Annotated in this window: 26 protein-coding genes; 4 read left to right on the forward strand and 22 right to left on the reverse strand. The window is 35.8% G+C overall.

Annotated elements, in window-relative coordinates; all coding sequences use genetic code 11:
- Positions 1 to 32: 32 nt before the first annotated feature.
- The 5 genes from NH286_RS06880 to NH286_RS06900 all read right to left on the reverse strand — a co-directional run bounded on the left by NH286_RS06880 (position 33) and on the right by NH286_RS06900 (position 4,000).
- Complete coding sequence (locus NH286_RS06880) at positions 33 to 389, reverse strand: MobC family plasmid mobilization relaxosome protein (RefSeq protein ID WP_265237797.1); 357 nt, start codon at positions 387 to 389, stop codon at positions 33 to 35.
- A 336-nt stretch (positions 390 to 725) separates the two neighbouring features.
- Entirely contained in the window at positions 726 to 2,207 is a 1,482-nt protein-coding gene (locus NH286_RS06885; RefSeq protein ID WP_321160851.1) for a VapE domain-containing protein, read from the reverse strand.
- A gap of 117 nt (positions 2,208 to 2,324) precedes the next feature.
- The gene (locus tag NH286_RS06890; RefSeq protein WP_265237802.1) at positions 2,325 to 2,687 is read right to left on the reverse strand and encodes a plasmid mobilization protein; all 363 of its coding nucleotides are present in this window, start codon (positions 2,685 to 2,687) and stop codon (positions 2,325 to 2,327) included.
- A complete protein-coding gene (locus NH286_RS06895; RefSeq protein WP_265237804.1) occupies positions 2,680 to 3,804 on the reverse strand; it encodes a site-specific integrase in 1,125 nt (374 codons plus the stop codon). The genes NH286_RS06890 and NH286_RS06895 overlap by 8 nt, the downstream gene beginning before the upstream one ends.
- Before the next feature lies 1 nt (position 3,805).
- Positions 3,806 to 4,000 carry a hypothetical protein gene (locus NH286_RS06900; RefSeq protein WP_004835545.1) on the reverse strand — a complete coding sequence of 65 codons (195 nt, stop codon included), beginning with the start codon at positions 3,998 to 4,000 and terminating at the stop codon, positions 3,806 to 3,808.
- Positions 4,001 to 4,261: 261 nt separating this feature from the next.
- Between NH286_RS06900 and NH286_RS06905 the strand changes: the two genes are divergently transcribed.
- Both NH286_RS06905 and NH286_RS06910 read left to right on the forward strand, forming a co-directional pair.
- A complete protein-coding gene (locus tag NH286_RS06905) occupies positions 4,262 to 4,693 on the forward strand; it encodes a helix-turn-helix domain-containing protein (protein ID WP_265237805.1) in 432 nt (143 codons plus the stop codon).
- Positions 4,694 to 4,705: 12 nt separating this feature from the next.
- On the forward strand, positions 4,706 to 5,890 hold the full coding sequence (locus NH286_RS06910) for a HEPN/Toprim-associated domain-containing protein (RefSeq protein ID WP_265237808.1): 1,185 nt from the start codon (positions 4,706 to 4,708) through the stop codon (positions 5,888 to 5,890).
- Between the two features lie 190 nt (positions 5,891 to 6,080).
- On the opposite strand, the gene guaA is transcribed toward NH286_RS06910, so the two are convergent.
- The 17 genes from guaA to NH286_RS06995 form a co-directional block, all read right to left on the reverse strand.
- A complete protein-coding gene (gene guaA, locus NH286_RS06915; RefSeq protein WP_265237810.1) occupies positions 6,081 to 7,613 on the reverse strand; it encodes a glutamine-hydrolyzing GMP synthase in 1,533 nt (510 codons plus the stop codon).
- Positions 7,614 to 7,623: 10 nt separating this feature from the next.
- Positions 7,624 to 8,460 carry a pyruvate, water dikinase regulatory protein gene (locus NH286_RS06920; protein WP_265215024.1) on the reverse strand — a complete coding sequence of 279 codons (837 nt, stop codon included), beginning with the start codon at positions 8,458 to 8,460 and terminating at the stop codon, positions 7,624 to 7,626.
- A gap of 9 nt (positions 8,461 to 8,469) precedes the next feature.
- The gene (gene glyS / locus NH286_RS06925; RefSeq protein WP_265237812.1) at positions 8,470 to 10,533 is read right to left on the reverse strand and encodes a glycine--tRNA ligase subunit beta; all 2,064 of its coding nucleotides are present in this window, start codon (positions 10,531 to 10,533) and stop codon (positions 8,470 to 8,472) included.
- The gene (gene glyQ, locus NH286_RS06930; protein ID WP_265237814.1) at positions 10,526 to 11,407 is read right to left on the reverse strand and encodes a glycine--tRNA ligase subunit alpha; all 882 of its coding nucleotides are present in this window, start codon (positions 11,405 to 11,407) and stop codon (positions 10,526 to 10,528) included. The genes glyS and glyQ overlap by 8 nt, the downstream gene beginning before the upstream one ends.
- The gene (gene recO / locus NH286_RS06935; protein ID WP_265237816.1) at positions 11,397 to 12,173 is read right to left on the reverse strand and encodes a DNA repair protein RecO; all 777 of its coding nucleotides are present in this window, start codon (positions 12,171 to 12,173) and stop codon (positions 11,397 to 11,399) included. Before recO ends, glyQ begins: the two co-directional genes overlap by 11 nt.
- Positions 12,160 to 13,041 carry a GTPase Era gene (era, locus tag NH286_RS06940; RefSeq protein ID WP_265237817.1) on the reverse strand — a complete coding sequence of 294 codons (882 nt, stop codon included), beginning with the start codon at positions 13,039 to 13,041 and terminating at the stop codon, positions 12,160 to 12,162. Before era ends, recO begins: the two co-directional genes overlap by 14 nt.
- A complete protein-coding gene (gene cdd / locus NH286_RS06945; RefSeq protein WP_265237818.1) occupies positions 13,038 to 13,433 on the reverse strand; it encodes a cytidine deaminase in 396 nt (131 codons plus the stop codon). The genes era and cdd overlap by 4 nt, the downstream gene beginning before the upstream one ends.
- Positions 13,430 to 14,248, reverse strand: coding sequence for a diacylglycerol kinase (locus tag NH286_RS06950; RefSeq protein ID WP_265237820.1), 819 nt, complete (start codon positions 14,246 to 14,248; stop codon positions 13,430 to 13,432). The genes cdd and NH286_RS06950 overlap by 4 nt, the downstream gene beginning before the upstream one ends.
- Before the next feature lie 5 nt (positions 14,249 to 14,253).
- Positions 14,254 to 14,712, reverse strand: a complete 459-nt coding sequence (gene ybeY / locus NH286_RS06955; RefSeq protein WP_265237822.1) for an rRNA maturation RNase YbeY — start codon at positions 14,710 to 14,712, stop codon at positions 14,254 to 14,256.
- A complete protein-coding gene (locus NH286_RS06960) occupies positions 14,687 to 15,646 on the reverse strand; it encodes a PhoH family protein (RefSeq protein ID WP_265215011.1) in 960 nt (319 codons plus the stop codon). Before NH286_RS06960 ends, ybeY begins: the two co-directional genes overlap by 26 nt.
- Positions 15,647 to 15,697: 51 nt before the next feature.
- The gene (locus NH286_RS06965) at positions 15,698 to 16,111 is read right to left on the reverse strand and encodes a hypothetical protein (RefSeq protein WP_265215009.1); all 414 of its coding nucleotides are present in this window, start codon (positions 16,109 to 16,111) and stop codon (positions 15,698 to 15,700) included.
- The gene (floA, locus tag NH286_RS06970; protein WP_106461503.1) at positions 16,104 to 17,045 is read right to left on the reverse strand and encodes a flotillin-like protein FloA; all 942 of its coding nucleotides are present in this window, start codon (positions 17,043 to 17,045) and stop codon (positions 16,104 to 16,106) included. Before floA ends, NH286_RS06965 begins: the two co-directional genes overlap by 8 nt.
- Positions 17,045 to 17,665 carry an NfeD family protein gene (locus tag NH286_RS06975; RefSeq protein WP_106461502.1) on the reverse strand — a complete coding sequence of 207 codons (621 nt, stop codon included), beginning with the start codon at positions 17,663 to 17,665 and terminating at the stop codon, positions 17,045 to 17,047. Before NH286_RS06975 ends, floA begins: the two co-directional genes overlap by 1 nt.
- A 205-nt stretch (positions 17,666 to 17,870) precedes the next feature.
- A complete protein-coding gene (locus NH286_RS06980) occupies positions 17,871 to 19,061 on the reverse strand; it encodes an ABC transporter permease (protein ID WP_265237824.1) in 1,191 nt (396 codons plus the stop codon).
- On the reverse strand, positions 19,054 to 19,938 hold the full coding sequence (locus NH286_RS06985) for an ABC transporter ATP-binding protein (protein ID WP_106461500.1): 885 nt from the start codon (positions 19,936 to 19,938) through the stop codon (positions 19,054 to 19,056). The genes NH286_RS06980 and NH286_RS06985 overlap by 8 nt, the downstream gene beginning before the upstream one ends.
- Positions 19,931 to 20,656: a DUF3169 family protein gene (locus NH286_RS06990; RefSeq protein WP_265237827.1), complete on the reverse strand. Its 726-nt coding sequence runs from the start codon at positions 20,654 to 20,656 to the stop codon at positions 19,931 to 19,933. The genes NH286_RS06985 and NH286_RS06990 overlap by 8 nt, the downstream gene beginning before the upstream one ends.
- On the reverse strand, positions 20,643 to 20,858 hold the full coding sequence (locus NH286_RS06995; protein ID WP_265237829.1) for a helix-turn-helix transcriptional regulator: 216 nt from the start codon (positions 20,856 to 20,858) through the stop codon (positions 20,643 to 20,645). The genes NH286_RS06990 and NH286_RS06995 overlap by 14 nt, the downstream gene beginning before the upstream one ends.
- Positions 20,859 to 21,011: 153 nt before the next feature.
- Here NH286_RS06995 and NH286_RS07000 point away from each other — a divergent pair, with 153 nt between their 5' ends.
- Positions 21,012 to 22,550 carry a helix-turn-helix domain-containing protein gene (locus NH286_RS07000; RefSeq protein WP_265237831.1) on the forward strand — a complete coding sequence of 513 codons (1,539 nt, stop codon included), beginning with the start codon at positions 21,012 to 21,014 and terminating at the stop codon, positions 22,548 to 22,550.
- 106 nt (positions 22,551 to 22,656) lie between these two features.
- On the forward strand, positions 22,657 to 23,340 hold the full coding sequence (locus tag NH286_RS07005; protein ID WP_265214674.1) for a DUF554 domain-containing protein: 684 nt from the start codon (positions 22,657 to 22,659) through the stop codon (positions 23,338 to 23,340).
- Positions 23,341 to 23,592 lie beyond the last annotated feature (252 nt).

Genomic DNA, 23,592 nt, shown 5'->3' on the forward strand with positions numbered 1-23,592 from the left:
ATTTTATTGGATGTATTTTTGTAATTGCCATACTAATCACCAGAACTTTCTTTTGATTTATTTAGAAGTAGAGAATGGATCTGCCATATTTCTCTTGATAATTTTTCTATTTTTTCTCTCATATAGTCAATATCTTTTTTGTAAATAACACCAGTTGTATTAGCGGCTTTTGCAATCTGGTTTATGTTATTTGTTGCATTTGAAAGTAGCAATTGGAGATCTCTGAATGGTTCTAGGTCTACAATATAAATTTCTTTTTCTAATACACATTTTCTAAGAAAGTGGGACATGGTTTTGCAATTTGCAAGTTTCATTTTCTTTTCAAAAATTTCTTTTTCTTCGTCTGTTAAATATATTTTAAGTTGATTTTTTCTTGTTCTATTATCCATAATTTTCTCCTTTGCTTATATCTTTTGGGGTCTTAGGGTTCTCCCTAACAAGGTAAAAATCATAAAATTAGATAGCCTTATAAGCTATTGATTTTTCGATTTTTTCGTAAGTGGGTACTCACTTACTGTGCTTGCTATTACTAACAAGTCTTTAATTTGATTTTCCATAATTTTACAAATAGGAATTAATAAGTGTAACTGTAACTTATAAAATAAAAACTTCCAAAATTAGGCGAGCTTGTTTTAAGAGTCTTTGACAACCCCTTATTATCAAGCCATTAATTTATGTAATCCTAATTTAAGAAGATTTATAACGATGGGTTACAGGTTACAAAGTTACATTTGTATCTTTACTTGATTTGCAGTATCTATTTCTAATTGATTTTCTTTTTTCCATTCTTCAGGCAACAAATTCTTATCAACTTCTATAAAGTCATTTTTGTTTTCTATTTTCTTTTCATAATATAGTTTTACAGGAATTGAGACTCCACTTGGTGATATTCTCTTAGTCTTTGATGACCTAACTAGAATCCATTCTTGGAAATAATTATCCATAATCTCTGAAAAAGATTTTGATTTTATTTGGTAACCTTGCATGGTTAGTTCTTTGAAACAAGTTATATTTGGATCTGCACTTTTCGGCTTATATTCTTCTAAGAAATACCTAATGTCTTCCACATCTGGGTTTAGATATTTAAACTTTTCTTGTTCCTTATACAAGTCTTTTAAAAGATTTTTTGGTATAGTCCATGCGTGAGTCTTGTTTTTAAAGATTTCATATCCCAAGGCTAAAGCTTGATTAAAATCTTCTCTTATACGAACTATATACTCTTTGTCTGAGAGTTTTTCTTTATTATTTTTATCTGGATATATAGTCCTTATTCTTTGATTCGGGTTACATTCAACAGGCAAATATCTTCTTTCTCCAGTATGATCATTAAGAAAAGTTCTTTCGTTTAATGTCCCTATAAAGATGCAAGTTCTTGGCACGTCTGTTGCATATTTTTCGTAGGGTATCCTTATCCTATCACTTAATTTTGATAAAAAAGATTTAGCTTCATTAGCCGATTTTGCATTTCTTAAAGCAACAAATTCTTCGATTTCAACGACAGTTTTACCCATAAGGTTCATGACGGCATCCTTGCCTTGAATGTTTTCAATTGTGCAAAACCAATCATCTGTTATGGACAAGTATCTTGCAAAAGTCGATTTGCCTATACCTTGTCCACCAACTAAAACAATCATCTCATCAAACTTAGCTCCTGGATTGAAAATTCTTTTTATCATGCCCAATATCATATGTTCCATTATCCAATTGTTAAGCTCTGTATCATCCGCTCCTAAATACCTTGGTAAAAGTTTTCTAATGGCATTTTTATCTCCATTCCATTTTAGATTTTGAAGATATTGCTTTGGCGGACTCACTTCATATTGGTGAGCTACAAAACGAATAGCTTCCCACATTTTGTTTGAGTTATAATTAATTCCAAAATGTTTTTCTATCTCTAACCCTAGTCTATTGTTTAAAGAATCCTCCCAAAGTCGTATTTGATTTTCCTTTATATTTCTTTCTCCAATAATTTTCCCCTGGAATTTTATTTCATTGGTAAATTTATCAAAGAATATTTGTCCTTCAATTATTTTTTGATTTTGACAATATTTGGGATTTAAAATAGCGGTTACAATATTACCAGTAATTTGTCTAACCGTCCCCTTATCCGTAGTTTGTAAGTCTAATAAGGCGTAAGTCTGATCTATTTCTGGGAATTTTAATTTAATATCTGTCATAAAACTCACTCCTTTTCTTTTTACAATCATCTAATCTCTTTATTGTTTTATATTTGTTTTTCATTTTATCCTCCTGTCTGGTATAAATAAGACTCCTGTGGTAAAATGAACTTGTCCAGAGAACACTTCTCACAGAAGTGTATGCCTTTACTCTTTGTAGTAGGGGCTTTTTTCTTTTTTGATTTCATCATATATTTCTAAAATATAGATTAAAATATCAGCTTCATCGTCATTTAGTTTGCCGAACTTTTTAATAACTTTTGCTAGTTGAAATATTTCCTTGGCTATATTATCAGAAAGTCTGTAATCACTTACTAAATTAACTTCGTGATTTAATAACATTTGTAGAAAATAATCTTGCTTTTTAAGTCCGCTTATTGCAATCTTTTTGTTTATTAGGTCATATTCTTCCTCAGAGACTCTGAAATTTAAAATGCGATTTCTTTTTCTATTTTTGTCTTTATTTCTCGTTTTTTTTGAAATTTCATCTAATGAATGTCTTCTAAACATCTTTATCATCCTCTTCTAATAAATCTTTCCAGTCATTTGCCTTATTATTTCTTACTTGTGTTAAAGACAAAGCCATTTCTTTTTGCTTACTAGGGAAGAGATGAGCGTATCTATAGGTTATATCAATCGATTCATGTCCAACCCTATCAGCTATTGCAGTTGCAGAAAATCCAAGTTCAATTAAGAGAGAAACGTGAGAATGCCTTAAATCATGTATTCTAATTCTTTTTACTTGAGATTTCTTAGATCCCCTATCCATTTCATGGTGTAGGTAACTCTTGGAGAAATTAAATATTAAGTCTTTTGGTTTTAACTTATAAAAACTATCTATATACTCTTTAATCTCTTCAGTTAGAAATTCAGGCATAACTATTTTCCTTATACTTTTTTTAGTCTTAGGAGCAGTTATTACATTTTTCCCATCAATCCTTTGTAAAGATTCATCAATTTTTAATGTATGTCTTTCAAAATCAAATTTTTCTTTTGTTAAGGCTAATAATTCTCCCATTCTAAGACCACACCAATACAAAAGTTCAAAAGCATAGAATGATTCAGGTTTATCTTTTATAGCTTCTATAAAACTTTCATATTCATCTTGAGTCCAAAATAGCATTTCATCAGCTTCTTTTTCTCCCATAGAGCCAACATCACGAGCAACATTAGTTTTTAAATTATAATATCTACAAGCATGATTTAAGATACTAGATAACTGGGCATGAATAGTTCTCAAATAAGTAGGAGAGTAGTTCTTACCATTCTTATCCTTAATCTTCATAAGCTCATTTTGCCATTGAATAATGGTTACATTATTAATCTCATTAAGCATTAAATCACCAATATAGGGAAGTATTTTTTGATTTACAATTGCTTCTTTTGTCCTCCAAGTATTTTCTCTTATTCTTGGTTTTCTATCCCTCTTGTAAAGTTCAAAAAACTCCCTAAAGCTCATCTCAATTGATTCAGAATGTTGATTTAAGAATTCTTGTTCCCATTTTAAAGCTTCTTTTTTCGTTGAAAATCCACGTTTTTTCTTAGTTAATTTTTCTCCTTTCCAGTTTGTATAATTAAATTTACAAAACCAAGTCTTGTTCCCGCTTTCATCTCTAAATGCTGGCACTCTAAACCTCCTTTGTATTTGTTGGTTTATAGCAATACTTTTCCATAAAGTATTCTCTATTTACCTTTCCTCTTTGCACACGATAGCCTAATTTAAGTAGATCTTGATTCATATCGTTTATTATCTGATATGCCGTTGTCCTACTTACATCAAGAAATTCTTGTACATCTTTTGCATTCATAAAAATACCTTTCATAATGTCCTCCTTTTATAGTTTGTAAGGTTCTACATCCTCAAAAGGGCGAGCATTAATTTATATGTCTTACAATTTCCGTTCAATATCGAACGGTATGTATATATAATAACAGTTCATATTTGTTCTGTCAAGTTTTTTCTATTTATTTTTTCCTAAAATATTCAGATACTTACAAATATTTACAACAGAACAGTTTTGTTGAGCTTTTGTTCATTTTGTGATAAAATATTTATAGTTATTGTGAAATAAGGAGGAGTTAGTTTGATTTCTGGAGAAAAATTAAAAAAGTTAAGACTTATGCGAAACTTAACTCAAAAAGAACTTGCCATTAAGTCTGGTTTGACAGATGCTGCTATAAGAAATTACGAGCTTGGAAATAGATCTCCAAGTAAAGAACAATTACAAAAAATATCTGAAGCACTTGATTGTGATATATCAGCATTAATTAATCATGAACCTAATTCTATTTTTGAAATAATGCATATAATCTTTGATTATGAAAAAGACATGAAGTTTAGACCGTTGACAGATGATGGAGAAATTACTGGACTTTTATCAAATGATGTAGACTTCAATAATTTTCTTATAGAATGGAATGAGATGAGAAAAAAGCATTACAACGATGAGATAACAGACGAAGAATTTGAAGATTGGAAGCTATCTTACCCTAAAAAATCAAGATTTTTAAAATAAGAGGTACTTTTTATGGGTTCTATGATTACATTAAGAATAGGAAAAATGGAGCTTGATTGGGGTAAAAATAATATGTTTAATAACCACTCTTGCTTGTTCCAAAAAAAAGATATAAAAATGGTGCCTTATTTCTATTCTGATGACGATATCGAATATAGAAAAGGATTATCTAAAAATATCAAATCTGTGAAAAGAAGACTGGATTTATTAGGATATAGTTTACATGATATTGAAGAAATATTTAACGAAGATTTAAAAAGTATTAATGAATTAGATAATATTTCTATACCAATTTCTTTTAATGACTATTACAATACCGTAAAAAATATTGATATAAATAGCATAAATATGACATCTGAAGAATATGATTATAAATATGATTTAGGTGAATATGTACGAAAATGCGTTATAAGTGAAATTAATAAACTTTCTACTTTTTCAGAATATGAATATTACGACATTAGAGAATTCCTTCAAAATTTACATCCATATATTACATTAAGAATTCTAAGTGAAAATAAAAAAAATCATAACCTAGATATAATTTGGGAATATGCAGATGTTGTTGAAAACGGATGGATTTTAGAAGAAGATATTATTCCAAAACTAACTACACAAGAAAAAATACTTATTGTAACAGAGGGTAGTTCTGACACAGATATTATTAAAAAATCTATTAATCGACTTTATAGTGATATTGCAGATTTCTTTGATTTTATAGATATGGAGAAAAATTATCCTTTTACCGGAACAGGTAATTTAAAGAATTTTGTTAAAGGATTATCCAAAATAAATATTTTAAATAACATTTTAGTTATTTTAGATAATGATACAGCTGGTAAATCTGTTTATAATGATATTAAAGGAATTGATTTGCCAAATAACCTAAAGGTTATAACTCTGCCTAATTATAAAGATTTTGATAATTTTAAATGCAAGGGCCCCCAGGGAGATTCTATAGAAAATATAAATGGAAAAGCAGTTTCTATAGAATGTTTTTTAGATCATAGTTCAATAGACGATGAAATTTATGTTAGATGGACTGGATTTAATGACAAGTTAATGCAATATCAAGGAAATATTGAGCCAAAAAATTTACTTATCAAATCATTTCATCAATTCTATAAAAAAGAATATGATTTTACTAAATTAAAATATCTTGTTGATTATATATTAGAAAGTTGGATTTCTATATAAATTAATTTTCGTAATATGTACTCAAAAAGACCGCAGCCTAAAGACTACGGTCTAATTTTTTGTCCAAATGTAAACCACTTGGAACTATTATTCAATTTATTCTTTTTAACAAATGTTCCCATTTTGATCCCAGTTACAGTTTTCGATCTTCTGTAACCATTGATTTTACAGTTTTTTTGTTTTTTTGCTACTACTCCCATTCGATTGTTCCTGGTGGTTTGCTGGTTATGTCGTAGACTATTCTGCCTACTCCTTCTACTTCGTTTATCATTCTATTTGATAATTTTTGCATTAGTTCGTATGGGAGGTTTGCTGCTTCTACTGTCATTGCGTCTGTACTTGTGACTGCTCTTACTGCTATGACGTTGTCGTAGCTTCTGGCATCTCCTTTTACTCCTACTGTTTTGATTGGGGTCCATACGGTGAAGTATTGCCAGATTTTTTCGTTTAGGCCGAAGTTTTTGACTTCTTCTCTTAGGATGGCGTCGGTTTCTCTTACTATTCTTAGTTTGTCTTCTGTGATGTCTCCTATTACTCTTATGGCAAGGCCTGGTCCTGGGAATGGTTGTCTCCAGACCATGTCGTGTGGGACGCCTATTTCTTCGCCTAGGGCTCTTACTTCGTCTTTGAAGAGGAGTCTTAGAGGTTCTACTAGGCCTTTGAAGTCCATGTCTTCTGGTAGGCCGCCTACGTTGTGGTGGCTTTTTATGACACTTGCTTTGTCTTTGCCGGATTCTATTACGTCTGGGTAGATTGTACCTTGGACTAGGTAGTTAGCTCCGCCGATTTTTTTGGCTTCTTCTTCGAATACTTCTACGAAGTGGTTGCCTATAATTTTTCTTTTTGTTTCTGGGTCAGATTCGCCTTTTAATAGGTCTAGGAATTCTTTGGATTTGTCTACCATTTTTACATTTAAGCCTAGGCCTTTGTAGGTTTCCATGACTGATTTTGCTTCGTCTTTTCTTAGTAGACCGTGGTCTACGAAGATACATTGGAGATTATCTCCTATGGCTTTTGAGACTATGGTTGCTGCTACTGAGCTGTCTACTCCGCCTGATAGACCGCAGATCATTTTCTCGCCTTGGTATTTTTCTTTGATTTCTGCTATGATTTCTTTGGCGAAGTCTTTCATTTTCCAGGTTTTTTCGGCCTTACATATTCCTAGGACGAAGTTTTCTAGGATTTTTTGGCCGTATTCTGAGTGGACTACTTCTGGGTGGAATTGGACTGAGTAAAGGCTTCTGTCTGTGTTTTCCATGGCTGCCACGTCTGTGTTGGCTGTGGATGCGATTGATTTAAAGCCTTCTGCTAGGTCTTTTACCCTATCTTTGTGGTTCATCCAGATTATGGATTCTTCTGGAATATCTTTGAATAGGCAGCTTTCCTTATCTACTTTTAGGTCGGTTTTTCCATATTCGGCTAAGTTTGGTGTTTCAATTGTGCCGCCGTTTACATAATTTATGTATTGGTGGCCGTAGCAGATGCCTAATACTGGCACGCCTAGGTCAAAGATTTTGCTGTCGGCTTTTGGGCTTTCGCTATCGTTTACTGATTGTGGGCCGCCTGTTAGGATGATACCAGCTAGGTTGTCTAAGTTGATTTCGCTGAGATTGGTATCGCACTCATGAAGTTCTGCATAGACTCCCATTTCTCTTACTCTTCTTACTATGAGCTGGTCGTATTGGCCGCCGAAGTTTAAGACTAGGATTTTTTCTTTCTTCATTATTTCCCCTTTAATTTAAGTTTCGTACTTCCTTTTCTTCTGGGAAGTTCTCGTAGTAATATTGGACAATTTCTGTGGCTGTTTGTTCGACTGTGTTTTCTGTTACATCTATGACTTTGCAGTCTAGGTCAGAAAATATTTCTTTGGCGTATTCTAGCTCTCTTTCGATTCTTCCCTTGTCAAAGTATTTGCTTTCACCAACTATGCCTAGGGACTTGCTCCTTGTTTCTCTGATGTCTGAGAGCTTGTCTGGATTTATGATTAGGCCTATTATCCTTCTTGGGTCGACTTCAAAGAGCTCTTGTGGAAGTTTGGCCTCTGGCACTAGTGGTAGGTTTGAGACTTTGAAATTTTTTGTGGCTAGGATCATGGTTGTAGGTGTCTTAGATGTGCGTGATACTCCTACTAGGACTATGTCTGATTTTAGAAAGCCTCTGAAGTCTTTGCCATCGTCGTATTGGATGGCAAATTCTATGGCTTCTATCATTTCGAAGTAGTTTCTTGATAGGGTCCTGGTGAGGCCTCTTTGTCTAATTGCCTTATGGCCGGTAAATTGTTCAAACTTATCGATTCCATATGATAGGATGTCTAAGACTGTTATGTCTAGGTCTTTGGCCCTTGCTCTAAGATACTGGGTTAATTCTTTGTTGGCTAGGGTTTGGACTATGATGGAATAGGATGGAAGGTCGGCTAGAATCTCGTCTATTTCATCTGTATCTACTATGTCTGAGAATCTTCTCATGCTTGTTTTTAGGTCTGGGAATTGACTTGTTACTGATTTCATGTAGTTTATTGCTGTTTCTCCGGTGGAGTCACTTATTATCACAATCGTTAAAACATCGTCCATCAAATCCTCCTATCTTACTATTTGTGATATATCAAATATCCTAGCTATCCTCTTTTGTACTTGATTTAGCATAGCTAATCTGTTGTTTTTGATTTCTTCGTTTTCATCATTTATCATGGTCTTGTCTAGGTATTCATTGCCTACTAGGGCTGTGGCTTGAATATTTTCTAGCTCTTTTTTGTAGTCAGCAGCATTTACTAGGGCTATCTCATCGATATTTGATATAGTTTCATAGAAACTTCTTTCTAGGTCTGTTTGTAGTAAGTCTGCCTTTACTAGGTCAGCTCCTGTGTCTTTGGCTAGGTTATTTATCCTGATTAGGTAGGATAGGCCGTCTTCATTTTCATCTATGAAGGCTGTAACTGCCTTTACCTTTTCACTCATTCTTAGGATGTTGGTATTATTTGTATCTACTACAGCATTTACTATATCATACCTATAACCATCATCTAAAAGTTTGTTTTTTAACCTGTCTTTGATGAAGGCGAGGGTTTTATCTAGAGTTGTGTCATAGTCAAAGGCTAGGGCATTTACCTCTGTGTAGACAAGGAGGGCTTCTGAGATTAGCTTTCTTAGGTCTACGTCTATACCATTTTCTAGGATTATATTTATGATTCCAAGGGCTGCCCTTCTTAGGCCGAATGGATCTTTTGATCCTGTGACATATTTTTCTATGGCGTAAAGGCCTACAATAGAATCCATCTTATCTGCTATTGATAGGAGGATACCTATTACTGATTTTGGTAGGTCTGAGCTTGCTCCCTTTGGCAGATATTGCTCTTTGATTGCTTCTGCTACCCTTTGGTTTTCGCCAGAGTTTTGGGCATAGATTGCGCCCATGGTTCCTTGAAGCTCGGTAAATTCTACTACCATTTTTGTGACTAGGTCTGCCTTTGAAAGCTTGGCTGCTCTTTTGGCATCTTCTATGATGTCATTGCCTAGGCCTAGTTCTTTTTGGTATCTTTCTGCTAAATCTACTAGTCTTTGAGTTTTTTGGGCCATGGTGCCAAGACCTTCGAAAAATACTAACTTATCTAGCTCTGGCAAATAAGATTCTAGTGGCTTTGATGCGTCTATATCGTAAAAGAATTTTGCATCTTCTAGCCTTGCTACTAGGACCTTTTTATTTCCTTCTATTACATTTTCACTCTTGTAGTCATCACCATTTCTTACTAGGAGAAAGTATGGAAGGAGCTTGTTTTTGTCATCTAAGATTGGGAAATATCTTTGGTGATCCTTCATTGGTGTAGTAATTACTTCTTTTGGTAGGCTTAGGTAGGTTTGGTCTATATCACCTACAAGGACTGTTGGATATTCGACAATATTTACCACCTCATCTAGGAGGTCTTCATCTTTCATGTAGGTGCCGCCTACTTGGCCCGCTAGGGAATTAAGGCCTCTTTGGATAATGTCTTGTCTGTCCTTACCCCTTAGAATTACGAAATTATCCTTTAGTTGTTTTTCGTAAGTATCGATTGATTCTATTTCTATGTGGTCAGATCCTAGGGACCTGTGACCTTTGGTGATGTTTCCTACTTCTATGCCATCTGCATCGAAAGATAAAACTTTATCATCTAATAGAGAAACAAACCATCTGATTGGTCTTGCCCATCTGATGGACTTGCCGCCCCATCTCATTGATCTAGGGAAGGATATGGATTTGACTAGTTCAAATACTTCTTCTTTTAGAACTTCTTCTAGGCTTTTGCCTTCTTCTTTCTTTTCTACAAAGATATAGTCTTCGCCCTTTACTTCTCTTATAATCACATCATCAAGGCTTGCCCCTTGTCCTCTTAAGAATCCTTCTAGAGCCTTGCTTGCAACGCCATTTTCATCATAGGCTATCTTTACACTTGGTCCTCTTACAGATTTAATTTCTTCTTTTTGGCTTTCTTCTACATTTACGAGTTTGATCATAAATCTTCTTGGTGTGGATTCTATTTCAATGGCCTCGTAGGAGAATTTATTTTCTTCTAAAAGCCTTGTAAATTTATCCCTTAGCTGGGTCTTGGTGTTTTTGACGTAAGCTGAAGGTATTTCTTCTACACCAATTTCTAATAGGTAATTATGCATCTTTTTCCTTTCTTAAGAGTGGGAAGCCTTGTTCTTCTCTTTTTTCTATATATTTTTCTGCTACTAGGCTTGAAATATCCCTTACTCTTTTGATATAGTGATTTCTTTCTGAAACAGATAGAGCACCCTTGGCATCAAGTGTGTTGAAGGTGTGACTTGATTTTAATACATTGTCATAGGCTGGATATACAAGGCCTGCTTCTATGAGTCTTCCTGCTTCTTTTTCGTAGATATTAAATAAAGTCTCTAGGGTTTCGTTATCTGCATCTTCGAATGAATATTTGGAGTTTTCATATTCTGGTGTCTTGAAGATGTCTCCATAGGTCAAGTTTTCTGACCATTTGATGTCATAGACATTGTCCACATCTTGAAGGTACATGCAGATTCTTTCAAGTCCTATAGTGATCTCCCCACTTTCTAGGGTGCAGTTGATTCCGCCTACTTGTTGGAAATAGGTAAATTGGGTGATTTCCATCCCATCTAGCCACACTTCCCAACCTAGGCCCCAAGCACCGAGGGTTGGAGATTCCCAGTTATCTTCTACAAATCTTATGTCGTGGGCCTTTGGATCTATTCCAATTGCTTCTAGGCAATTTAGGTATAAATCTTGAATATTGGCTGGGGTTGGTTTAAGTAATATTTGCATTTGGTGGTGTTGGTAAAGTCTGTTTGGGTTTTGGCCATACCTACCATCTGCAGGTCTTCTAGAAGGCTCTACATAGCATACCTTCCATGGTTCTGGTCCTAGAGCTCTAAGAAAGGTGTGAGGGTTCATGGTACCTGCACCCTTTTCTATATCGTATGGAATCATTACTGAGCAGCCTTGCTCTTTCCAATACTCCTCTAGTTTTAAAATTAAATCTTCAAAGTACATTTATATTCCTTTCGAGTGTCTTAAGGACCCATTTGACGGATGGAAAATATCCTAAATCTAGGTTCTTAAGAGTGTAGTCTATTATTATTTTGCCGATTTTTTCGTAATTTTCCACTAATTTTATATTTTTTAATTCTTTTGACTCTGTGTAAAGGAGTTTATTAAAGTATTTGTATTCTTCAAGAGTCAAATATACGCTGTCTTTTGCCTTGTTTTTGCAAGTCTCACATATAAGCGAGGACTCTCTCGGTGAAAAATAAAGGCCGTGGCCTCTTATATCTTTACCGCAAATCCCGCAAGTTTTAAAGTTGGGCTTAAAACCTGAAAAGGATGTGTATTTGAGGTAAAAGGCCAAGAATATATTTATAAAATTAGTATCAGCCTCTTCAAAGGCCATAAAGCTATTTAATAGAAGTTTGTAAACTGTTTCTATCTGGATAGCGTCGATTGTCCTTAAAAGCAGGTCGGCTATGGCTGATTTGTATAAGATTATGTCAAAATTTTTGCTTGACTTGGGGAAGGCTTCTACAATTACGCCCTCCCTTAGGCCGTAAAAATCTTTTTTGCTCTTGTAAAGGTCGTAGTGGGCTAGGATGAAGCGATTGGTAAGACCTAGGTTTTTGGAGTTTTTCTTAAGGACTGATTGGCAATTGATTGAAATCCTGCCCAAGTCCTTGGTGAAGAGTTCGATAATTTTAGAGGCCTCCTTGTATTTAAACTCCCTTAGGACGATGCCTTCTATATCCTTTAAATCACTTGTAGCCAAAGCGGTCTACCAACTTTTCTTTCTTTCTCCAGTCCTTTTCAACCTTGACCCAAAGCTGGAGATTGACCTTGCTTGCCAAAAAGCTTTCGATTTCTTTTCTTGCATCCATGCCGATTTGTTTAATCATTTGGCCATTTTTGCCAATTACTATCTGCTTGTGGGAATTTTTCTCAATTATGATTGAAGCCCTGATGTCAATTAGATCCTTATCTTCTCTTTCTTTGAAATCATCAATCCTTACAGCTACCCCGTGTGGGACTTCTTCTGATAGAAGCCTTAGGGCCTTTTCCCTGATTATCTCGCCTACTACAAATCTTTCGGTCTTGTCCGTAATCATTTCCCTGTCGTAGTAGGCTGGGCCTTCCCTTAGGTAGCTTTTGACTAGAGAGATATACTTGTCGATATTTTTATCATCAAGGGCTGAGATCCCTAATATTGCATCGAAAATCTCTTCCTCATCGTAGAGGTCTTCTAGGTCAAAAAGCTCATCTTCTGTAAGTAAGTCAGTCTTATTTATAAGTAAAATTATTGGAACTCTCACATTTTTAAGCTCATCAATTATCATCCTATCAAGACTGCCAATTTCTTTTGAATCATCTACGACAAAGGTCACCAGGTCTGACTCGTTTAGACTTTCCTTAGAAAAGCTAAGTAGCCTTTCCTGGAGGATATTTCTTGGCTTTTGGATGCCTGGAGTGTCTATAAAAATTATCTGAGACTCATCGTCGTTGTATATTATATTTATCTTATCTCTGGTGGTTTGGGGCTTGTTGGAAATGATTGAGATTTTCTCCCTCAAAATCTTTTCCATGAGGGTAGACTTGCCCACATTGGCCCTGCCTACCACCGATACAAAGCCTGATTTCATTCTAAATCCTCCTTGCTGAAGCTATATGGCAAGAGCTCATCTATGGTGTAGGTCTTGTATGAGTTCTCATCCTTTGCAATTATTATCTTTGTGTCCTTATCAGCAAATTCTCTTATAAATTGCCTGCATACCCCGCAAGGATATGTATATTCGCTATCGCCATTTATAATTATAGTATCAATTTCCCTCTCGCCAGCACTGATGGCCCCTGCTAGGGCTGACCTTTCTGCACAAAGGGTTGGCGAATAAGCTGCATTTTCTATATTTATGCCCTCATAGATCTTGCCAGATTTCATCTTGACTGTCGCTGCCACCCTAAAGTGTGAATAGGGGGTGTAGGCCTTTTCTTTGAGAGCTATGGTTCTTTTTATTAAATCTTTTATATCTGTCATGAAAATATCCCAAATATAGCCATGGCCATGGATATACCAAGGATGGCTCCTCTTATTATCTCTTTTGTAGAATGGATGTCTGCCTCATAGCGGCTTTCTGCAACTATTAGGGCCATGCCGCCCAGGATCAACCTTACAAGGGGCTCATCGATTAGAAAAACTCCCATGGTTGCAAGGGCAAAGGCTACTGATGTGTGGCCTGAAACAAAACCGCCCTTCATGGCTGTTCCGTGGCCTTCATAGAAGACTCCCTTCAAAAATACCGTCAAAATAATTACTAATGAAATGGTAATTAGGGCAAGGTGGGAAGGACGTCTAGCAATCCTTAGGATTACTGAATCGTAGAAAGTTAAAAACTTATCAAAAAATATCAGATAGGCAACAAAAATTGCATTGATTGCTGCAACAAAGGTAGCCGCAGCAGATACATCCTTGGCCGCCTTGGCAAGCTTAGAATACTTGCCCCCACTTGCTAGGTCTACTGCATTTTCAAGAGCTGTATTCATTAGCTCTAGGGCAATTACAAATACTACAGCAAAAACTAAAAACATCATCTCAATCCTTGATAGACTGAAAAATAAGGATGCCACCAAGACCAGGATGCTGGCTAGGAAGTGAAATTTCATGTTCTTTTCGTGGTTAATAGCATAGACTAGGCCCTCGTAGGCATAGTCAAAGCCCTTTAAAAACTTTTGCCCGTGGCTTAGTTTTAAAGGCTCATAATCCTCGCCTGCTACTTCTGGCTCATCTTCCCTTAGCTCTTCTAAGATTTCCTTTTTTAAATTTTCTTTGAGTTTGTCGTAATTATTATCCATTATATCTATTTAAAGACTCCTAGATTTTTCATAATCTCTTTTTCCTTGCCACGCATGATGGCCTTTTCATCATCTTCCATATGGTCATAGCCTAGAAGATGGAGGGTCGAATGGCAGATGAGATAAGAAAGCTCACGGTCTAGGCTGTGGCCATATTCTTCTGCCTGGGCCTTTGCTATATCAAGGCAAATTACTATATCTCCAAGGATAAGATCTACATCCTCTTCTCCAGGGAAAATTTCATCATCCATGGGAAAGGATAGGACATCTGTAGGCCTATCAACTCCCCTATAGTCCCTATTTAGGGTATGGATCTCATCCTTATCTACAAGGGTAAGTGAGACTTCAACATCACTTGTAAAATCTTCCACCCTTAGGACTTCTTCAATGGTTTTATAGGCCATAGCCTCGATTTGGTCAAGGTCTAGGTCCTCTTTGCTATTGTTGCTTATTAGAAGATTCATCGTTTTGCCTTCTTTTTTCTTCCCTACGCTCATCTTCCTTTTCGTAGGCATCAATTATCCTTTGTACAAGAGGATGACGGACCACGTCAATTGAAGTGAAGTTCATAAATTCAATGCCTTTAACATCTCTTAAGATGTGGCTTGCTGAAATTAGGCCTGACTTTCTACCCTTGCCCAGGTCTATCTGGGTCCTATCACCAGTGATTATGGCCTTTGACCCATAACCAAGACGGGTTAGAAACATCTTCATCTGCTCGTAGGTTGTATTTTGGGCCTCATCTAGGATAACAAAGGAATTATCAAGGGTCCTACCCCTCATGTAGGCAAGGGGAGCTATCTCTATAATTCCCTTTTCGACAAGGGTTTGGTAGGAATCAAAACCTAGGATTTCAAAAAGAGCATCGTAAAGAGGCCTTAGATAAGGGTCTACCTTATCTTGGAGGTCACCTGGCAAGAAGCCTAGGCTTTCTCCTGCTTCTACTGCCGGACGGGTGAGGATTATCCTATTTATCTCGTTGTTTTTAAAGGCTCTCACAGCCATGGCCACTGCTAGGTAGGTCTTACCTGTACCGGCCGGTCCAATACCAAAGACTATGTCATTTTCTAAAATTTTTGCCACATAGGCCTTTTGGCCCAGAGTCTTTGGCTTGATAGGCTTGCCGGCTGATGTTGTGACTATGACTTCATTTAGAAGGCCCTTTACCACATCCTTATTTTCCCTTTCCAGCATATCTGCATCATATTTTAGCTTTTGAAAATCAAGGTCCCCGCTTCTTTTAATCTCTTCTAAAAGCTGGACAATTAACTTTGAAGCAAGGCTCACATTGGCCTCATCTCCTGAAATTTCTAGATCATTATCCCTAAGCTTTAACTTCACAGAGAACCTGTCTTCTATATATTTTCTGTTACTATCAAAATTACCAAAGAGACTCATCAGTCTCTCTGGTACTTCAATTCCTATATATTCTTTTATATTAACACATCCTTATCTTCTTTTGGAAACTGGCTTTGCTAGGATTTCTGCCATGATGACAGCATCCCTAAGCCTTTTTCTCTTTTTAGATCTTTTTATATCGTCTATTTTTTTGTCAGTCACTTCTTTTCTTTCAGCTTCTTTTAACCTTGCACGAGCCTTAGAATCTCCTTCTTCTTTTGGGGCAGATTTTTTCTTAAGCTCTGCCGCATGTTTGGTGGCAAGATTTGCCTTAAGCTTTCTTTGGGCTTCGATATTTGGTTTTTGGCTAGTTAGATCTGCCGGATTTCCCAAATCATTTAGGAAGTCTACGAAGGAATCCAGTCCCTTTTCTGCAAGAGTCTTATTTTTAGTCTTTTGGCTTTCGGCCTCGATTTCTGCTGCCAATTGGTCAAGAAAATTCAAAAATGAATTTCGCTTAGACATCTAAATCCTCGCTGGAATCTGAAATTGACTGACGCATTTTTGTATCTGCTTTAACATTTTGGAGGTTGTAATAATCCATCACTCCGAGATTACCTTCTTTGAAGGCTTGGGCTATAGCAAGTGGAATTTCACTTTCAGCCTCTACTACCTTGGCCCTATTTTCTTGCTCTAGGGCAATAGCTTGAGCACGACGCTCTTCAGCCTTGGCTTGGGCAATGTTTTTATCAGCCTCTGCCTGGTCTCTTTGTAGCTCTGCACCAACATTTCGTCCTACATCCACATCTGCTATATCAATTGATAGGATTTCAAAGGCTGTACCTGAGTCAAGGCCCTTGTTTAGAACGGTTTGAGAAATATTGTCCGGATTTTCTAGAACAGCTGCGTGGGAATCTGATGAACCTACTGTTGTTACAATACCTTCACCAACTCTGGCAATGATTGTCTCTTCACCAGCACCACCGACAAGCCTTTCGATATTAGCTCTTACAGTAACCTTGGCAATTACCTTTACCTCTATACCATTTTTAGCAACTGCTGCTATAACTGGTGTATTGATAACCTTAGGTGTAACTGACACTTGGACTGCCTCAAAAACATTACGACCTGCTAGGTCAATTGCTGCTGCTTGCTCAAAAGAAAGATCTATATTGGCTCTTTCTGCTGCAATTAGGGCATCAACTACTTGGTTGATATTACCACCAGCTAGGTAGTGGCTTTCTAGGTCATTTGTTGAAATTGGAATACCTGCCTGGTAAGATTTGATCATCGCAGCTACAATCTTTGATGGAGAAAGTCTCCTAAATCTCATAGCCACAAGGCTTGCCATAGATATCTTAAGGCCTGAAAACCTTGCAGTTATCCAAAGTCCAACTGGTACCATAGTAAAAAATACTATAACTAATACAAATATTAGTCCTAAAATTAAATATTCCATTATATCTCCTTTACTCTTATGTGGCCATCTTTGATATCAACAACTGACACCATTTTTCCCTTTTCGATAAATTCTGCCCTGGCCATGGCATCATAAAGTTCTCCATCTATCTCAATCCTGCCTGCTGGCCTAAGGATTGTCTTAGTTATACCCACACTTCCAACAAGATGTGAAAGTTCAACCTTCTTGCCAGTGTATATAGATTTGGGTTTTGTTTCTAGGATTGACTTTTCAAAAAGTTCTGCCTTAAAACCAAGTTTTACAAAGATAGCGACAGTAGCAAGGATTGCAAGGCCTGTAGTAAGGACTACAAATAGGCCCATCCTAGGATCTATAAAAGAATCCATCACCGAATAAATAGTAAGGGCAAGGCCTGCCACTCCAATGAGGCCAAAGCTTGGAATAAAAAGCTCCAAGCTTAAAAGGCTTATTCCAGCTATAAAGGTTATTAAAGTCACATTGTCAGCTATATTGTAAAAGGATGCTGCTATATAAAAATAGGCAAATAAACCTAAAGCAATACCAGCAAAGAGCAATTTCTTTTGGGTAAAAAGCACACAAATCATAGAAATAACTGCCAATATAAAGGCAAAAGCTATGACTAGGTCGTTTCCAAGCATAAATACCTCCTTGTACAAAATTTAAAATGAGAAAGAGCATCTAAAAATCAATCCCAAACCCACTTTAAAATATTATCTTCCTTATAATTATTATCTAGTAAATGGGGCAAAAAATCAACATAAGGACAAGCTAACTAAAGAGAAAAGCACTTTTCAAAATCCTTTTCAAAATCCCCAAGAAAAAAGGAGCCTGCGGCCCCCTTTATTATCTGTGTTTTCTTTTCCTAGTAAAAATCGAATCATTGGAATAATTTAGTATATGTTTCTTATAGACTTTTGAAGCTTGGATATAAGTAATATATAGGCTTAGGGCCAAAATTATTAGAGAAAGACCGCCTTCAATTATTCCAGCACTTCCCTTAATCAACCTTAAAGGCATGAAAAATACGGAAATATACGGGATAAATGATGCGATTTTTACAAATAAATTTACAGGTCTATTCATAAAAATCATGGCCACCATAAAGGTCCCTACAATTGTAATCATAAGCGGACTTGCAACCTTTGAAGCATCTTCTTGCTTGCTGGCAAGAGAGCCCAGCATGGCAGCTATTATCATGTAGGCCAAGAGCGAGAGGATAATAAAGATGAAAATCTCCCCTATTATCATAAGGCTTGTCTTATCCAGGCTAATATCAATTTTTATAAAGTCTAAAAGGCCCTTGGATTTGATTATAAAATAGGAAATTGCTCCAAAAATTATATATAAAATTGAATGGACGATTATGGCTAGGAAGTTACCCAATATTTTGCCAGCAAAATAGTCCTTGGCAGATACTGATGAGAAGATAAACTCAATCATCTTTGATCCTTTTTCTGTAGCTATATCAACGACTAGGACATTTGAATACATGATTAGCATAAAATACATGAACATCAAAAGGATGAAGTAGGAGGCATAGATCATAAGGCTCTTGCCCTTATCAATTTGATTGATTTTTATATCTGCCTTGGTCGAAAAAATCCCGATTTGCTCTTCATTTAAACCAGCATTTTTGATATTAATGGCATTTTGAAGCTCATTTGCAAGAAGAGGCAATTTTGAAAGTGCCTTGCTATCCATGGTTTTAGTCTCAATAATAAGTTTTATCTGGCCATTTTCTTCAGAAATCTCCCCGTAAGACTCAATTTTTTCTGCCTTTAAAGTCTTTTCTGCTTCATCTTTTGAAACTAATTTATATTCATTTTCCATAGACTTTAGGTAAGGCTTTATAGTTTCATCTGCTACTAGGTAATACTTAGTAGTTGAATCTGCCTTGTCTGATTTTGTAAGGAAATAATTAAGACCCATAGGCACTAGCATTACAAGGATTGGTATAAAAACCATGGCCCAAAAGGCAGGCGATTTGATTTGTTTTTTGAAGGAATCAAGGGCAACTATTAACTTTCTATTCATTTTCTTCCACCTTTCTGGCAAAAATTTCATTTAGGCTTGGTGGCTCTTGGCTAAACATCTCAAGGTAGCCGAGTTTTCCTACAAGTTTCTCAAAAATTTCCCTGCCGTTTTCTTCATTTTCTAATCTGATAATCCAGAAATTTCCTTCTCTTTTTAAGTCATAAGCTGGGAAAAGCTCTGATAAATCTGCATCAGCCCTTACTTTCACCAGGTCTTTTTCATAGGAATTTCTAATCTCATCTGGTGATCCATTTAGGACAATTTTTCCATTTTTTAGCATGATTAGCCTATCGCAAAGGTGTTCGACATTTTCCATGTTGTGGGATGAAAAAATTATGGTTGTACCTTCTTCGTTGATTTCCTTGATTATCTCCATCAAAAGATTGGCATTGTAAGGGTCAAGGCCTGAGAATGGTTCGTCTAAGATTAAAAATTCTGGCTTATAGATTAGGCTTGCAAGAAGCTGAACCTTTTGCTGGTTGCCCTTTGAGAGGGACTTTATTTTATCATCCAGACTTCCCTTGATTTCAAAACGATCAAAGTAGCTTTTTAAGGTCTTTTCATCAAGATTTCTCATTTGGTTAAGCCTAGCAAAAAACTTCACCTCTTCCCTGATGGTTTTCTTTGGTGAGAGCGAACGCTCTTCTGGAAGAAAGCCAATTTTTTCTAGGGGCACGTCTGCCATTGGCTCACCTTCATAAAGAATTTCTCCAGCAAAGTGGTCATAGAAATTCATCATGGAACGAAAAAGTGTAGATTTTCCCGCCCCATTTTGGCCGATGACTCCGAAAAGTTCGCCTCTTTTGACTTCAAAGGACACGTCATCAAGAGCCTTAAGGTCCCCAAAATTTTTAGTTAAGTTTTTTATTTCAATCATTTTTCTCTCCTGCAAAACCATTAGTTAATACACCAATCAAGCTTGGTATTAGGACAATTAGGGCTATTATTGGGCTTATATTTTCATAGAGGGCTGAGGAAAATAGGATTATTATTATCACAAATTGACTCATAAGCATCCTCTTATAGGCTAGGTAGCCCTTTTTGTAGTATTTGACCTTATCTCTCTCGTCAGATTCAGCCATGAACTTGCTTTCAAAAAAGAAATCAAAGACCTCAGTCTTTCTTTCTGGCTCAATTTTTTTGACAAGTTTATAATTAAGGAAAGACAAGATGGAATTTATAGCTGTAAAAACTAGCAAAATCCCTAATACAAGCAAGGTATTTTTTACAAAGTCTGGGCTTGTTTTCATCTTGTTATAGATAATTATAACAAGGGATATGAGGGTAAATAAGCCTGCATCTCTCATTGCATTGGCATAGTCTATATACTTTGTTTCAATAAAATCATCTTGCCTTAAGCCCTTTTCAACTTCTTTTTTCCCTTTCAAGTAGAAATAAAAACCAAAGCCCGCAAATATACTACAAAGTCCAATAATCAAAGCTAAGATATGGTCGCTTAGAAAGCTATTAAGACCATTTACAAGACCACCTACATTTAATTTTCTAAAAATAAAACCTGCTCCAAAACCTACAATCAATCCAAATCCAGCCATAGCAAATATGCTAGCTAAGAAGCTTTTTTTATTCTTTTTCATCACTTTCCTCCAGTCTAAAAATCTCATTGATATCCACACCTAGGACCTGGGCAATTGTTAGAGCCACGGTCACTGATGGGTTATAATCTCCTCTTTCTATTAGGCTTATGGTCTGGCGGCTGACTCCGACAAGCCCTCCAAGCTCTGCTTGGTTATAGCCTGCTTTTTTTCTAAAATCCGCCAAATTATTTACTAGGTCCATCGCCCCTCCTTTCCAAATAATTGACAACTATTCTTGTCATTATTATATATCTGACAACTTTACTTGTCAAATTTATTTTTATTTACCTCTCCTCTAAATATATTATTGAAATACGGGTATAATGTTAGATATACCTAAAAAGAGGTGATTACTTTGATCTTTTTAAAGCAAGATGAAAACATGTACAAGCTCCTTGAGGCCTTATTTTATAAGGATGGAACCTGGGTTAGGATTGATGAGCTTGTAGATGATTTAGACCTTAGCAAAAAAACTATTCACAATTATATATGTTCTCTTGAGAAATTATTTAAAAATTATGCCAAATTTGAAATGACTTCAAACCTTGTCAAGGCTGATTTTATCCTTGATATAGGCTTAAAAACTATCAAGAAAATTTTTATCAAAAACTCTCTGATAAGCCAAATTTTGACCATTACTTTTTTGGATGAGATAAAAAATAAAAAGGACTTAGCCACTAGGCTTAATACCAGCGATTCTTCTATTTTTAGAAATATTGGCTACCTTAACGAGGCTATCAAGGAGATTTATAATATAGAGTTTTCCTATGCAGACCTCGATTTTGTGGGCGATGAGTATGATATAGAGAAGTTTTATCTAAATCTTTTCATAAGCACTCAAATAAGTCCACTTGACTGGCCTTTTGAAGGCCTTGTCGATGAGAAAGATGTCACAACTATTGCCGAAAGCATCGGTAAGTCCATATACATGGAGATTATTTTCGGCCAATATTCTTATATCAAGACAGCCCTTGCCATCTCTCTTATCAGATATAGGCGAGGCTTTAAATTCAAGCTTGGCGAGATTGACCAAGATATGCTTAGCTTTGTCAAAAAATGTCTGTCAAATATCGAAGTTGCCAGGGCTACTAGAAGGCTTTTACCTGATGAAAATGGCGATTTGACCATGGTTTTATATCAAATTTTGGCATTTTTTATAAACCATGAATACACCCCATATTTTAAGAGCCTTGATGAGGTTTTTGAACTTGTTCCAATCTATAAGGATTATTATGACTATCTTTATGATAAATCTATAAAGCTCTGTGATAAGTACGGGATTGATAAGAAAAATCTTGAAAATGCCTACAAGGAAATTTTCTCTTACTTTTATGTAAGGCTATTTAACGTAGAGCAGGCGGATTTTTTTGTAGTAAAAAGCCAGCACTTGCTTGATTATATCAGGTTTATTAACATAGATTTCTACAAGGATATCTACGCCATGATGGATGGGCTTTTGAATAAGTATCCTAAGCTTAGGGAAAGATATTCGACAGAAGCAATGGTGTATGCGATTTATTCAACCTGGCCAGGACTTTTGGGTCATATGATTGATAGCATCAAACAAATTAAGGCTATTATTATATCAAATTACGATAGGTATCATTCAAGACTTATACAGGATTTTATAAATTCTACAGCATCTACTATCTTAAGCGTAGATATTTATACCAAGCCAAGACTTGATATAAATTGGCTTAGACAGTCAGAGTATGATGTTATCATAACTGACTTCTTGCTTGAGGCAGACCTAGCTGATAAACTCTTGCTAAACCTTGAAAACTTGCCAAGAGTCCACAGGTCCTTTAAGATTTTAGACCAAATCCTAGGCAAGAAATTTATGGAAATCAAGGCAGAAAACCCAGAATTTTTTGATAATTCAAAGCCACTTTGAAATAACTTTAAGCTATAAAAGCCCCCAACTATTTTTGTCTGGGGCTTTTCTTTTATGAATTTTTTGTGTATAATAGTGGAAATATTGTATAAAAGGAGATGATTAGATGTTCGCTGTAATAGTAAATACCCTGGCAGTTTTTACCTGTGGAATGCTTGGGACCAGTCTTTCAAATAGACTTGCCCACAAGTACCAAGAAGCCATTATGAAATTTTTACCGATTGCCATTCTTGTATTAGGTATCGATTCTGCCCTTAAGGGTGATATTATGATTATGATCATCTCTATAGTGGGCGGTGTCCTTGTAGGTGAATACCTAGATCTTGAGGGAGGCCTTGATAAGTTTGCGGACTTTCTTAAAAATAAGTTTATAAAAAATTCTGAAAGCGACTTTTCCACTGGCTTTATTTCAGGAATTTTGCTTTTTTGTGTTGGCTCTATGGGAATTCTTGGGGCAATTGATGCAGGAGTTAAGGGTGATTATTCAATTCTTCTAACAAAGGCTGTCCTTGACGGGCTATCAGCACTTTTTCTTGCGGCAAGCCTTGGCAGTGGCATAGCTTTTGCAAGCCTTGCAGTCTTTATCTATGAAGGAGCTATTTGTCTTCTTGCTAGCCTTCTTTCACCACTTTTTACAGAATTTGTCCTTGCAAATATTTCAGGTGTTGGCGGCCTTACAATCATTGCCATAGGCCTATCCATGCTTGATATTGTCGACTTTAGGATAGCTAATGCCCTACCAGCTATAGCCATGCCTGTCCTTATTGGGCTTATAATGTCTTTATTTTAAAGGTGATGTTGCAGAATAGTTAAATCTATTCTGCTCATCACTTTTTTTCTCGGATATTTGTATTAAGTAATTTAATTATATAGAGATTTTTAAGGTGGGAATAAATTTTTCCACATTTTCCTTAGAAATAGGCTCACTTAATAAAGCTTATGAAATTAATATTTTTTTCTTAAGCAGCTTTGTATTTTATGATTTCTAAGTTCTTATTTTCTATTTTGGTTGCCAGTTTATTTAAGTTTAGTGCTATTGATA

The sequence above is a fragment of the Anaerococcus sp. NML200574 genome (assembly GCF_026131665.1).
Classification (GTDB): domain Bacteria; phylum Bacillota; class Clostridia; order Tissierellales; family Peptoniphilaceae; genus Anaerococcus; species Anaerococcus kampingae.